Annotated in this window: 17 protein-coding genes and 1 pseudogene; 12 read left to right on the plus strand and 6 right to left on the minus strand. The window is 35.1% G+C overall.

What is annotated here, in order from left to right; translation table 11 throughout:
- The 10 genes and pseudogenes from ACNQGH_RS16175 to ACNQGH_RS16220 form a co-directional block, all read left to right on the plus strand.
- A partial coding sequence (locus tag ACNQGH_RS16175) for an RNA-guided endonuclease TnpB family protein (RefSeq protein ID WP_417957065.1) occupies positions 1-656 on the plus strand: 656 nt, incomplete at its 5' end.
- A gap of 3 nt (positions 657-659) precedes the next feature.
- Positions 660-845: pseudogene (locus ACNQGH_RS16180) on the plus strand (zinc ribbon domain-containing protein); the annotation flags it as partial.
- Between the two features lie 297 nt (positions 846-1,142).
- Positions 1,143-1,412: a Crp/Fnr family transcriptional regulator gene (locus tag ACNQGH_RS16185; protein ID WP_417957066.1), complete on the plus strand. Its 270-nt coding sequence runs from the start codon at positions 1,143-1,145 to the stop codon at positions 1,410-1,412.
- Positions 1,413-1,518: 106 nt separating this feature from the next.
- Entirely contained in the window at positions 1,519-2,028 is a 510-nt protein-coding gene (locus ACNQGH_RS16190) for a YHS domain-containing (seleno)protein (RefSeq protein ID WP_417957067.1), read from the plus strand.
- Between the two features lie 10 nt (positions 2,029-2,038).
- The gene (locus tag ACNQGH_RS16195; protein WP_417957068.1) at positions 2,039-2,428 is read left to right on the plus strand and encodes a DoxX family protein; all 390 of its coding nucleotides are present in this window, start codon (positions 2,039-2,041) and stop codon (positions 2,426-2,428) included.
- Between the two features lies 1 nt (position 2,429).
- Positions 2,430-2,918, plus strand: coding sequence for a DinB family protein (locus ACNQGH_RS16200; RefSeq protein ID WP_417957069.1), 489 nt, complete (start codon positions 2,430-2,432; stop codon positions 2,916-2,918).
- Positions 2,906-3,616, plus strand: a complete 711-nt coding sequence (locus tag ACNQGH_RS16205) for an NRDE family protein (RefSeq protein WP_417957070.1) — start codon at positions 2,906-2,908, stop codon at positions 3,614-3,616. The genes ACNQGH_RS16200 and ACNQGH_RS16205 overlap by 13 nt, the downstream gene beginning before the upstream one ends.
- Before the next feature lie 11 nt (positions 3,617-3,627).
- Positions 3,628-4,662 carry a D-alanine--D-alanine ligase gene (locus ACNQGH_RS16210; protein ID WP_417957071.1) on the plus strand — a complete coding sequence of 345 codons (1,035 nt, stop codon included), beginning with the start codon at positions 3,628-3,630 and terminating at the stop codon, positions 4,660-4,662.
- 4 nt (positions 4,663-4,666) lie between these two features.
- On the plus strand, positions 4,667-5,308 hold the full coding sequence (locus tag ACNQGH_RS16215) for a hypothetical protein (protein WP_417957072.1): 642 nt from the start codon (positions 4,667-4,669) through the stop codon (positions 5,306-5,308).
- Positions 5,309-5,367: 59 nt separating this feature from the next.
- A complete protein-coding gene (locus tag ACNQGH_RS16220) occupies positions 5,368-6,345 on the plus strand; it encodes a M28 family peptidase (protein WP_417957073.1) in 978 nt (325 codons plus the stop codon).
- Positions 6,346-6,351: 6 nt separating this feature from the next.
- Here ACNQGH_RS16220 and ACNQGH_RS16225 read toward each other — a convergent pair whose 3' ends face one another.
- On the minus strand, positions 6,352-6,921 hold the full coding sequence (locus tag ACNQGH_RS16225; protein ID WP_417957074.1) for a GNAT family acetyltransferase: 570 nt from the start codon (positions 6,919-6,921) through the stop codon (positions 6,352-6,354).
- Between the two features lie 134 nt (positions 6,922-7,055).
- On the opposite strand from ACNQGH_RS16225, the gene ACNQGH_RS16230 reads away from it, so the two are divergent.
- Both ACNQGH_RS16230 and ACNQGH_RS16235 read left to right on the plus strand, forming a co-directional pair.
- A complete protein-coding gene (locus ACNQGH_RS16230; RefSeq protein ID WP_417957075.1) occupies positions 7,056-7,733 on the plus strand; it encodes an SDR family NAD(P)-dependent oxidoreductase in 678 nt (225 codons plus the stop codon).
- Positions 7,734-7,755: 22 nt separating this feature from the next.
- Positions 7,756-8,358, plus strand: a complete 603-nt coding sequence (locus tag ACNQGH_RS16235; protein ID WP_417957076.1) for a SprT-like domain-containing protein — start codon at positions 7,756-7,758, stop codon at positions 8,356-8,358.
- Positions 8,359-8,371: 13 nt separating this feature from the next.
- Here ACNQGH_RS16235 and ACNQGH_RS16240 read toward each other — a convergent pair whose 3' ends face one another.
- The 5 genes from ACNQGH_RS16240 to ACNQGH_RS16260 all read right to left on the minus strand — a co-directional run bounded on the left by ACNQGH_RS16240 (position 8,372) and on the right by ACNQGH_RS16260 (position 12,610).
- Entirely contained in the window at positions 8,372-9,133 is a 762-nt protein-coding gene (locus tag ACNQGH_RS16240) for an ABC transporter ATP-binding protein (protein WP_417957077.1), read from the minus strand.
- Positions 9,130-9,879 carry an MlaE family ABC transporter permease gene (locus ACNQGH_RS16245; RefSeq protein WP_417957078.1) on the minus strand — a complete coding sequence of 250 codons (750 nt, stop codon included), beginning with the start codon at positions 9,877-9,879 and terminating at the stop codon, positions 9,130-9,132. The genes ACNQGH_RS16240 and ACNQGH_RS16245 overlap by 4 nt, the downstream gene beginning before the upstream one ends.
- A 79-nt stretch (positions 9,880-9,958) precedes the next feature.
- Positions 9,959-10,807: a glycosyltransferase family 2 protein gene (locus tag ACNQGH_RS16250; protein WP_417957079.1), complete on the minus strand. Its 849-nt coding sequence runs from the start codon at positions 10,805-10,807 to the stop codon at positions 9,959-9,961.
- Positions 10,807-11,331 (minus strand): class I SAM-dependent methyltransferase, encoded by a 525-nt coding sequence (locus tag ACNQGH_RS16255; RefSeq protein ID WP_417957081.1) that lies wholly within the window; start codon positions 11,329-11,331, stop codon positions 10,807-10,809. Before ACNQGH_RS16255 ends, ACNQGH_RS16250 begins: the two co-directional genes overlap by 1 nt.
- Positions 11,332-11,551: 220 nt before the next feature.
- Positions 11,552-12,610, minus strand: a complete 1,059-nt coding sequence (locus ACNQGH_RS16260; RefSeq protein ID WP_417957082.1) for a 3-oxoacyl-ACP synthase III family protein — start codon at positions 12,608-12,610, stop codon at positions 11,552-11,554.
- Between the last annotated feature and the right edge of the window lie 188 nt (positions 12,611-12,798).

A 12,798-nucleotide genomic window follows, 5' to 3' on the forward strand; every position in this document is an offset into this window, starting at 1 on the left:
AATGGTTAAAAGAAGTTAATTCACAAACCTTGCAGCAGTCAATCTTAAATTTAGATGTTGCTTTTGCAAATTTTTTTAAAACCAAAGCCAGTTTTCCTAAATTCAAAAAGAAATCTTTAAAACAATCTTTCAATGTCCCCCAGCATGTAGTCTTGGAAAAAGGGAAATTAATTATACCAAAATTCAAACAGGGCATTGCCATTGTGTTGCATCGAGAATGTAACGGAGCTATTAGACAGGCTACCATTAGTAAAACACCAACAGGAAAATATTGTGCATCTATTCTGGTTGACACTAAAGAAACAACTCAAAGTAAACCTATAATTAGCCCTGAAACCACAATAGGAATAGATTTAGGCATTAAAACATTTTTAGTCACTTCCAATGGGGAAGAATTTGAGAATCCAAAATATTTAAATAAACAGCTCTCAAAATTAAAATATGTACAGCGGAAATATTCTAAAGGCAAAAGCAAAACAAGAAAATATCGCTTAGCAATTTTACACGAAAAAGTAGCGAACCAACGTAAGGATTTTTTACACAAAACAACTTCAAAATTAATTAGTGAGAAGCAAACTATTTGTATTGAAGATTTAGTAGTTTCAAACATGGTCAAAAACCACTGCCTAGCTCAAGCCATAACGGATTGTGGTTGAGGCATGTTTGTGACTATTCTAGAATACAAAGGCGAATGGTACGGTAATAATATCGTTAAAATAGGTCGTTTTGAGTCCTCCTCAAAAACTTGTAATTGCTGTGGCAACATCCACAAAGAACTTGCCTTAAAAGACAGGTTTTGGACGTGCGATAATTGTGAGACAGTACTCGATAGAGACTTAAATGCAGCTATAAATATTAAAAATTTTGGATTAAAAAATAATTGTCTGTGGGACACAGACTTAAAAATCGTAAAGAACTGCCAACATTAGTTGGAGTGATGACTTACGAAGCACCGACGGCTTTAGCCTCGGTGTAGTTCACTCGGGGAATTAACCTTAGAAACGGATGATCAAATCAATGAATATGCAAAAGTACTTTCTGAAGATGTAGCAACTTGTAGTTTTATACTGGCTGACTTTGAAGATTTATTGTTGCGGAATCCCAGTTTGGCATTATCTTATCTCAAATTCGTGGGTTTAAAAATGAAACGGATCAAGAACAATTATTCTAATTTGATTTCTAAAGATGCTAGAACCAGATTGTTTCAGTTTCTAAAGGATTGGGCAGAAAAAGAAGGTAAAAGAGTGGGTAATACCGTCGTGATTGAAAATTATCTGACGCAAAATGACATTGCACAGGTTATTTGTACTTCCAGACAGACGGCAACGCAATTGCTCAATGAAATGGAAACGAATGGAACACTGATTTATAACCGAAAAGAAATCATTATTTCCGATATTTCAAAACTGTAGTTTCAATTATTTCGTACGTACTGTAAAGTAGCTGACAAATGGCTTTTTTGATTCTAAATATCTTTGTTTAAGAAATAAACGAAGTCTCTTTTTAAATTAAAATACAATGAAATCGAAGATTCATGAATGCCAAAAAAGCAATTTTAGATGGTGGGGTAAGAAACAAATTCTCTACATGCTCGTTAGTGTTATTTCGCTAACAACAGTGGCACAAACCCAAAATAAACAATTAACTCATTTCAATTTAGAACGTAAAGTTGCCTTGCAAGGTTACGATCCGGTCGCTTATTTTAAGCAAGGAAAAGCAGTAAAGGGGAAGAAAGAACTAACCGCAACGTACGAAGGTGTTACCTATAATTTTTCAATAGCCGTAAATAAAGAATATTTTTTAAGCAATCCTTTGCGATATCAACCGCAATTTGGGGGCTGGTGCGCGTACGCGATGGGGTTTTCTGGTGAAAAAGTGACGATAAACCCAGAAACCTTTAAAATTGTTGATGGGAAATTATATTTATTTTACAATGCTTTTTTTAATAATACATTAAAAAGTTGGAATAAAGATGAAGCTAATCTGAAGTCAAAGGCAGCAATTAATTGGAAAAAAATAATCGAATAAAACAGTAGTGATGAAAACAACAATTTTATCGTGGATTTTGCGTCTCGCAGTGGCAGTGATTTTGGCACAAACGTTATACTTTAAATTTACCGGTGCAGAGGAAAGTATTTATATTTTTACGACTTTGGGAGTAGAACCTTATGGAAGAATTGGTACTGGAATTTTAGAATTGATTACTGTAGTTCTAATTTTAATACCCAGAACGGTATTACCCGGAGCATTATTAGGCTGCGCAATAATGATTGGCGCTATTTTTTCACATCTGCTCGTTCTTGGAATTGAAATAGAAAATGATGGTGGAACGCTATTTGCGTTGGCTAACTTAACCTTATTTAGTTGTCTTATTTTAATTTTTTTAAATAAGGATAAAATACCAAATTTGTTGAAAATAAAACTATAATATGCTGATACCTGCCATTAATAATAGTCTAAATGAATTGATTCATTTACTGAATCAACTATCTGAAGCGGAATACTCAAATTCATGTGCTGAATTAAGTAATTCCAGTATTGGAGAACACAGCAGACATATTATCGAAATGTTTCAGTGCCTTGAAAATCAATACGATTTGGGGATTGTGAATTATGATAAAAGGGCGCGCAATATTTTGATTCAAACCGATGCGGTATATGCCATCAGGCATATTCGAATTATTCAGGATAATTTAGAAAGGGAGAATAAGATTATTGATTTACAACAGATTATTGATGGCGAGGAAATTCGAATTCAAAGCAATTATCATAGAGAATTACTTTACAATTTGGAGCATTGCATTCACCATCAGGCGCTGATAAAAGTGGCTGTTTTACAATGTGAAAATGTTGTCGTTGATGAAAATTTTGGTGTAGCACGTTCAACAATCGAATACAGAAACCAATGTGCACAGTAAGTTTTGTCAATGTCAATGACACAGTCATCATTACCTCAAATCGAGATGAAAAAATAATCAGACCATCCGCAATACCACCAAAAGAGTATACCATAAATGGAAAGAATGTCATTTTTCCAAAAGATCCAAAAGCCGGAGGAACTTGGTTTGTTGTCGATGCAAATGGAACTGTTTTGGTTTTATTAAATGGGGCTGATGAAAAACACAAAGTAGCACTTCCTTATAGCAAAAGTAGAGGTTTAGTTGTTTTGGATATTATCGGCAGGCCATCGCCAAAGGATTTTTGGGATGAAATTGATTTGGAAAATATAGAACCTTTTACACTGGTTTTATTCCAAAATGGAGCGCTGTTTCAATTGCAATGGAATGGAAATCAGAAAGAAATAACTTCTTTAGATAGTCGTAAAAATCACATTTGGTCCTCGTCGACGCTGTATCCGACAGCGATTCGGGAGCAACGTTCGAAGTGGTTTTATAGTTTTTTGGATGCGAATCAGGAAATTTCAGAAATGGAGATGCTTCGTTTTCATCGCTATACCGAAGAGAAAAACCAAGAAAATGGATTGATTATCAATCGAAATGACGAATTGAAAACCTTGAGTATTACCCAATATGTGATGAAAAAAAATAAAGTTGCTATCTTGCATTGCGATTTGATTGTACAAAAAGAGTATCGGACCTCATTTATCACTATTTAAAATTTTCTCAATTGAAATTACTTTTACATAAGATTACTCATTGGGAATATTGGCCGTTTAAAATTGTTTATATTCCAATTTATTTTCTTTGGGCATTTTATTCGCTTAAAGCAAAATCCATTTTTTTCTTTAACGCTGCTAATCCAACGATAAAAAATGGTGGATTTATGATGGAGTCTAAAAAAGCGATTTACGATTTGATTCCACAACGGTATTATCCGAAAACGGAACTGATAAAAGAAGGAACTTCACTAGAAGAAATTTTAGAAGTAATCCGTTTTTCAGCAATAAAATATCCATTGATTGCAAAACCTGATATTGGCTTGCGTGGTTCAGGAGTCAAAAAAATAGAGACTGTCGGGGACTTAAAAGTATATGCTGAAAAGGCAAATTTTGATTTTGTAGTACAGGATTTAATTCCTTTTGAAAATGAAGTTGGTATTTTTTATGTGCGCTATCCACACGAGAAAAAGGGCAGAATAACAGGGGTAGTTTCGAAAGAATTTCTAATAATCACAGGCGACGGAACTTCAACTACAGAACAATTATTAAGAAAAAATCCGCGTTACGAATTGCAACTTAAAGTATTGAAACGAGAATACGGCAAGAAATTATTCGAGATCCTGGCTAAAGGCGAAAAACTAAACTTAGTGCCTTATGGCAATCATGCCCGTGGCGCGAAATTTATAGATGGAAGTCGTTGGATAAGCCCGAAATTAACCAATGCCATTAATGAAATGTGTTTGCAGATTCCGGGGTTTTATTTTGGAAGGCTGGATGTGATGTATCATACTTTGGGTGAATTAGAACAAGGGAAAAACTTCTCTATTGTGGAGTTGAATGGGGCGGCAAGTGAACCTACCCATATTTACGACCCGAAACATTCTTTGTTATTTGCCTGGAAAGAACTGGCTCGACACATTACCTATATGTATGAAATAAGTGTCGAAAATCATAAAACAGGAAGTTCCTATTTGTCTCATAAAGAAGGTATGAAAGAATATCGTTTGCATAGAGAGCAAAGCAAAAGAATAATAAATTTCTAATACAATGAAAGTTATAAAAAATATTCTCGTTGGTTTCTTGGTGAGTTTTATCGGTTCAATCCCATTGGGATATTTAAATATTATTGGGGTCGAAATTTATTCTGAATTAGGGATTAATAGTTTAGTTTTCTATTTTTTTGGTGTTATTTCGGTTGAGGTTTTTGTGATTTACTTCACGTTGATTTTTGCAAATCAATTGGTAAACAATAAAAAATTGATGAAAGCCATCGATTTTTTTGCCATTTTATTTTTGCTGTTGGTGGGCTATTCCTTTTATGCTCATTCGAATCAAAGAGCTGCAAATCATAGTGATTTGGAAAGATTTATTAAGTATTCGCCTTTTCTTATTGGTGTGTTTTTAAATGGTATCAATTTTCTTCAAGTGCCATTCTGGACGGGATGGAATCTCTATTTGATTAATGGGAATTATATTACCATCGAGAAAAGACTTAAATATTATTACATTTTTGGAACGTTGTTAGGGACCTTTTTTGGCATGCTGGCATTAGTAACTATTTTAAATTTGTTTTTGCAAAATACGGCTGGTTTTTCAAGATATATTTTGCCAGTAATTATTCCATTATTTTTTGTAGTTTTAGCTTTAATTCAAATGTATACCGTCTACAGAAAGTATTACAAGAAATAAGAATTTGACTCGATCTATTTGAAGAAGACATACTTCTTTTAACCAAAGAACCGTAAACTATGAAAAACACACTTTTACTTCTTGCGTTCGTCCTATTGGGATGCATACCAACTACTTCTGTCATTGCCCAGGCGACTGAAGATACCCGATTAAAGCTAATCGAAGCAGCCTATAAAGTCAAAGAAAGTGATGTTGCAAAGACATTAAAATATTTGACTTCGGACGAATTGGAAGGCCGGGAAACCGGAACAAAAGGAATGGTAAAAGCGGCAGATTATCTGGAGCAATTTTTTAAAGACAATAACGTCAAACCTTATTTTTCAAGTTATCGCGATACGTTATCTAATTTCAAGGAACCCTCTTTTAATGTGGTAGGTTTTGTTGAAGGAAATGATCCTGTTCTTAAAAACGAATTTGTTATTATTAGCGGGCATTATGACCATATAGGGATCGACAAAAAAGGAGTTAATGGAGACTTTATAAATAATGGAGCCAATGATGATGCTTCGGGAACAACTGCAGTTGCTGAAATGGCGAAATATTTCAGTAGCGTCAAAAACAATAGGAGAAGTATTCTTTTTGTGTTCTTTGCTGGTGAAGAAAAAGGATTATTAGGGTCTAAGCATCTGGCAAAAAAGCTGAAGGCAGAAAACTTTAATTTGTACGCGCAATTCAATATTGAGATGATTGGAGTGCCAATGAAAAGAGAATATCTGGCGTATATTACCGGCTTTGATAAATCTAATATGGCAAGTAAAATTAATGAATATACAGGGAAAAATACGATTGGTTTTCTTCCTAAAGAAGCCGAATATCAATTGTTTTATAGATCAGATAATTATTCTTTTTACAATGTATTTCATGTGCCTTGTCAGTCTGTGAGTACTTTCGATTTTGAAAATTTTGAATTCTATCATCATGTTTCAGATGAATTTGAAGTGATGGATTTGCATCACATGACCTCATTTATTCAGGAATTATTACCTGCGGTTACGCAGATGGCTAATGCTCCAACACATGAAATTCATATGAATTAGTGATTTTTAAGAAACAGGCTGAGCCATGTCATAGGCTAAAATAAAATAGTTGTTATCGTTGAATTGGAAATCCGCAATAATTGTCCATTTTAGTTTTTCGGTATGCGCTTTTGCTGATGGGATGTTCGTTTTGTTGATAAAGGTCAAAGCCAGCGGATATCTTTTGACAACGTGTTTTCTCATGAATTCAAAAAGAGGTGTTATCAATCCTTTTCCCCGATAGTCCTTATGGATGCAAATAGGACCGTATTGAAAGCTATTGGTTGCAGTAATATCGAAGTCTAAAAAGGTAAGATCAGGAAATAATGTAGTCATATAATTGAATATGGGCCACTGCTTGAAAAAATCCCAGCCACCTGAAAAAATATAAGCGATTATTGTAGTGTTGTCTTTAGCAAGAAATAGGCCTTCCTGTTCTATGATTTCAGTTAACTGAGCCTTTGAAAATAGCGTAGTTACAAAGCCTGAAGCTTTTTCTTCTTCTGATAAATTAGATACATGGTACAATTCCTGTAAGGCTAGTATTCCATTAATATCATTGTGTTTTGCTATTTCTAATTGTAGGTTTTCTATCATTTTTTTCTCGAATTCAAATCGTATTTTGCTTCGGCAAAATTAAGTAAAATTATAGAAAACCTTATTTTTATATTCGAAACAATACCACTGGCTAAAATGATGCTTTTTTTAGTGTTTTTGTTTATTTTTGCTACATGAAAAATATTATTATTACAGGAACTAGTAGAGGGATAGGGTTTGAGCTGGCATTACAATTTGCTGGCGCTGGACATCAGGTTCTGGCTCTTTCCAGAAAAATTCCTCAAGCCTTATTGGGAAATAAAAATATTACCTGTCTGTCTGTCGATTTATCCGATGAATCAGAATTGAAGAAAGTGGACGATTTTCTTTCTATGTCGTGGAAACAAATTGATGCGGTCATTCATAATGCCGGAAGTTTATTGTTGAAACCATTTTCGGAAACGACTCAGGAAGATTTTGAAAATATTTACAAAGTCAATGTCTTTGGGGTTGCTAATTTGACTCGTATTTGTTTGCCTTATTTACAAAAGGGAAGCCATGTGGTAACCATCAGTTCTATGGGTGGAATTCAGGGAAGTTTAAAGTTTGCCGGACTTGCAGCCTATAGCTCCAGTAAAGGGGCTGTTATTACGTTATCAGAATTATTAGCTGAGGAATATAAAGACCGTGGTATTTCTTTTAATGTTTTGGCCTTAGGTTCCGTTCAGACAGAAATGTTAGCGGAAGCTTTTCCAGGGTATCAGGCGCCAATTACAGCAAGTGAAATGGCAGATTATATTTTTAATTTTACGCTGACTGGGAATAAATATTTCAACGGAAAAGTGCTGCAAGTGTCTTCAACGAATCCGTAACCAAGAGTTATACAAGTAAGTTATGAGTGAAACGCTTTCAAGATATATTCCAGAACACGCTGTGAAACCAGTTTTTGAGCTTATTGTTGCCAATCAGGTGCACCTTAAGATTGTAAATGAAAGACAAACGCGTCATGGTGATTATCGAAAAGGCCTGAATGGGAAGCATGAAATTACGGTCAATTCAAACCTGAATAAATACAAGTTTCTGATTACGCTGATTCATGAAATTTCTCATTTGGTTGCGTTTGAAAAATTCGGAAGGCATATCAAGCCGCATGGAAACGAGTGGAAGTATTCATTTCAAAGGTTGATGATTCCCTATATTCGTCCGGAGATTTTCCCAAATCATTTGTTGCCGTTGTTGGCAAGACATTTCAAAAATCCAACAGCCAGTAGTGATACCGATGCTACATTGGCTTTGGCATTAAAACAATTTGACCAGCAAAATGATAAAAATTATGTGTTCGAAATTCCTTATGGCAGTGTTTTTCGAATCCAAAACGGAAAAATTTTCAAGAAAATAGCGATTAGAACAAAGCGTTTCGAATGCCTGGAAATGAGTTCCGGCAAAACGTATTTATTTAATCCTAATGCAGAGGTAGAGTTATTGAAAACAAATTAAGTAAGGCGTAATTTTACTCCTTCAAATAGGCTTCTCTTACTTTTTTGAATAAATTAGAAGAATAGACAAAGGCTACAACAGCTTCATTATCGGTTCTGAAAATTTCTTCTTTAGTTCCTTCCCAAGCTTTTAAGCCATCTTTTAAGAATAGAATTTTCTCCCCAATTTCCATCACAGAGTTCATATCATGCGTGTTTATAACCGTTGTGATATTGTACTCCTCCGTGATTTCTTTGATAAGATTGTCGATTAATATGGCTGTGTTTGGATCTAGTCCAGAGTTGGGTTCATCACAAAACAGGTATTTCGGATTGTTAACAATAGCGCGGGCTATGGCCACACGTTTTTGCATTCCTCCTGAAATTTCCGATGGTAGCTTTTTATGTGCATCGGTAAGGTTGACTCTTTTTAACACAAAATCTACGCGTTGCTGAATTTTTGCATTATTATCTTTAGTGAACATTTTTAATGGAAAGCCAACGTTTTCAGCTACAGTCATGGAATCAAATAAGGCACTTCCCTGAAAAACCATTCCTATTTCAGTTCGTAAATCTCGTTTATCATCAGGACTTAATTCCGAATAAATTCTATCGTCAAATGAAATGGTTCCCGATTCTGGTGTATGTATACCTAAAAGGCTTTTTAGTAGCACTGTTTTACCAGATCCACTTTGTCCAATAATTAAATTTGTTTTTCCAGTTTCAAAAACCGTTGAAATACCTTTAAGAATTTTGATACCGCCAAATGATTTTTCTACGTTTTTTACTTCTATCATGATCCTAGTAACAACTGGGTTAATATATAATTGAATAATATTATGGTAACTGATGTCCAAACAAAGGAAACGGTACTGGCTTTACCCACTTCAAGTGCGCCACCTTTCATGTAATACCCATGAAAAGAAGGGATAGTGGCCAATATCATGGCAAATATTAATGTTTTAATGAAAGCATAAACGATATGGAAAGGAATGAATTCCATCTGGGCACCATTTATAAATTCTGAACTTGACGTAAAACCGCCATATACCCCTGCCATCCAGCCACCCAAAACACCTAGAAACATTGCAATTCCAATAAGGAACGGGTACAGTAATAAGGCCATTATTTTTGGAAAAACAAGGTAGTTTAAGGAATTGACTCCCATCACTTCCAGCGCATCAATTTGTTCTGTCACCCTCATGGTTCCGATACTTGAGGTAATAAAAGAACCCATTTTTCCGGCCATAATCACTGAGATAAAGGTCGGTGCAAATTCTAATATTACGGATTGTCTGGTAGCAAAACCAATAAGATATTTAGGGATTAAAGGATTAGTCAGATTTAATGCTGTTTGAATGGCAACCACACCTCCAACGAAGAAAGAAATAAAAGCTACAATACCCAAAGAACCAATAATTAAATCATCAATTTCCTTGAAAATCAGGTTTCTCATCACAGACCATTTGGTCTGTTTATTGAAAATTTCTTTTAGCATTAAGAAGTATCTTCCTATCTGCGTTATATATCGGATGAGCATCATAGTTTTGCGATTATGGGCTAAATTAAGGATTAGTTAGCAGGTTTGTACTTTACGGTTTATAATTTTTTGATTCGTGAGGCTAAAAAAGCTTTTCTTTTATCTTTTTTAAACGATACTTTCGAATGAATTTTGCTTGCTGATCTGTTACCAATAAAGGGGTTTTAGCAGCTTTGGCTTTCCAAAAGCCTCTGATATAATCCAAAAACAATCCAGGTTTTTTCTTCATCATCGCCAGTTTTGCCGAAGCAATCGACGTAATTAAAAATCCGTAACCTAAAGTATAGAATGCTTCGCCTTGTTTGTAACGGGCTGTTTTGTTGTAATTAGCACCTGTTGGCTTCAAATGTTTCACAATCAATGAATCATCAGTAACTACTTTCCATCCGTAAAACTTAGATAATAGCTCATCAACGGTGTCCCAACCCATAGCAGGTTTTAAATTTCCTATTTGCTGAAAGCAGGCTTTTCTGTACGCTTTGAATGCGCCACGAATGTGGTCTTTATCCGTTAGGTTTTCCAGAATCCATTCGTCATTTTTTTCGATGTAGGCAAATCCGCCAGCCATTCCAATTGTTGCATCTTTTTCGAAAATGCTTAGAATAGTCTCAAAATAGTTGTTCGGTAGAATTAAATCGGCATCTAGTTTTACGACAACGTCGTAGTCTTCATCCAGTGTTTCAAAACCTTTGTGAAAAGCCTGAATGACTTTGCTTCCCGGAAGATGTATGGCGCTTGAAGTTTTGTTTACCAAAGTGATAAACGGATTTTCTTTGGCGAAATCAGTTACAATTTCGGCCGTTCTATCAGTAGAATTGTCATTTACAACGACCACTTTTTTTGGTAAAATAGTTTGAGAAATCAAAGATTCCAAAGTTAAAGCAATAAATGCCTCCTCATTATGAGCCGGAATAACAATATAATAATCCATTATTTTATTTTTTCAGCATAAACAATATAATACCTGTTGGTGAACTTTCTCAACAGGGGGCGAAAGCCAAATTGCTTTACCGGATTAGTCCATTTTTCTCTGTCGATTATTTTCCAGCCTGTCTTTTCCAATAGCCAGTCTAATTGCCAATCTTCAAATTCATGGTAATGTCTGTCCCACATATCTGTTTTGCTTCTGTATGCTGGCGAAAACCACAAACGCATTGGGATGGAAATAAAAAGCTTATCGGATTTTATTTCTTTTAAAATGGTAAACGGATTGAGCAGATGTTCAAAGATTTCGAAAGCGGTTACCACATCCTGTTTTTCATTTGAAAGGACAGTTTGGTCGATATCTAAGTCTTCACCTGTTGTGTTTTTAACAACAAATCCCTCTGATTTCATGATTTTAGAAAAGGGATTTTCGACACCTAAATCTAATATGGTTTGGTCTGTCGAGATGTGTTTTTTTAGGAATTCTAAAGTATGTTTGAATCTTTTATTTGGAAACGTTTTTTCGTACATGTTTTTTTTATTTTGCCGTGAAGGCACGAAGGCACAAATATAGTAATAAATGTGTTTTTGGACATTGTTTTTTAACCCGGAAAGGAATGAAAATCGCGGGACTTCAAAAAGTAGTTTTTCAAGGTGCAAAAAGCGACTAAAAAAAGTTCTTTTGCACCTTAGAAAAACAAGTATTGTAGTGAGGAATTGTAATCTATAGTTGGATTAGCTCCAAATGATATTAGTATCTGTAAACAAACGCATTGATATTCATCCCTGCTCCCACGGAGGCGAAGATAAGGATATCACCTTTTTGTATGGATTGGTTTTCTATTTCTCCTCGAATTAACAAATCATAAAGTGTAGGCACGGTGGCAACACTGCTGTTTCCCAATTCGTGAATACTCATCGGCATGATGTCTTTAGGTACCGGTCTGTCGTGTAATTTGTAAAAACGTTGGATTATCGCTTCGTCCATTTTTTCATTGGCTTGATGGATAAGGATTTTTTTCACGTCGTCGATGCCCAATCCGCTTTTGTCCAGACAACTTTTCATTGCCGCTGGAACCTGGCTTAATGCAAATTCATAGATTTTGCGGCCATACATTTTGATGTATCGAGTATCCGGATCTAAATCAGGATTGTATGATTTTCCAAAAAACAAATAATTAGCTTCGTCATTCGCATAGGTTGCGCTTTCGTACGCCAGCATTCCTGTTTCATCGTCAGAAGCTTCAATAATAGAAGCGCCTGCACCATCAGAATAGATCATGGAGTCTCTGTCATGTGCGTCAACCACTCTTGAAAGGGTTTCAGCACCGATAACCAGGCAGCGTTGCGCCATACCTGATTTGATGAAAGCATTTGCCTGCATAACGCCTTCTATCCAGCCCGGACAGCCGAAAAGGATATCGTAGGCAACACATTTTGGGTTTTTTATTTGAAGTTTATGTTTCACACGGGTGGCCAAACTAGGAATCATATCCGATTGAGACGTTCCGTATTTTACATCACCAAAATTGTGTGCGAAGATAATATAATCAATTGTTTCTGGATCAATACCCGCATTTTCTATTGCTTTTTGAGCAGCAAAAAAAGCCAGATCGGAGGAGGTATGTTGGTTTTCGGCGTAACGTCTGTGCTCGATTCCGGTTATGCCCTTAAATTTATTAATGACTACTTCGTTTGGATAACCAAATGCGGTTCCATCTTCGTTTAAAAAAACGTGTTCGCCAAAGTCAGTATTGCTTATTTTTTTCTCAGGAATATAACTTCCTATTCCAGTTATTTTTATTTTCATCGGGTTATTTTTCCAAAAATTCAGGCTAATTTAATGATTAAAAAATTAGTACACTCATAATTTTTGTTATGCACGCATATAATTATGAAATAATAATTTATTGGCAAAAATATTGATTATTTTATTACGAATTGCAAAAATAGATGTGATATTTATTTGCTAATTATTGCAATTGATAATAGGGAGGT

It is taken from the genome of Flavobacterium kochi, assembly GCF_048286715.1.
Taxonomy (GTDB): Bacteria; Bacteroidota; Bacteroidia; order Flavobacteriales; family Flavobacteriaceae; genus Flavobacterium.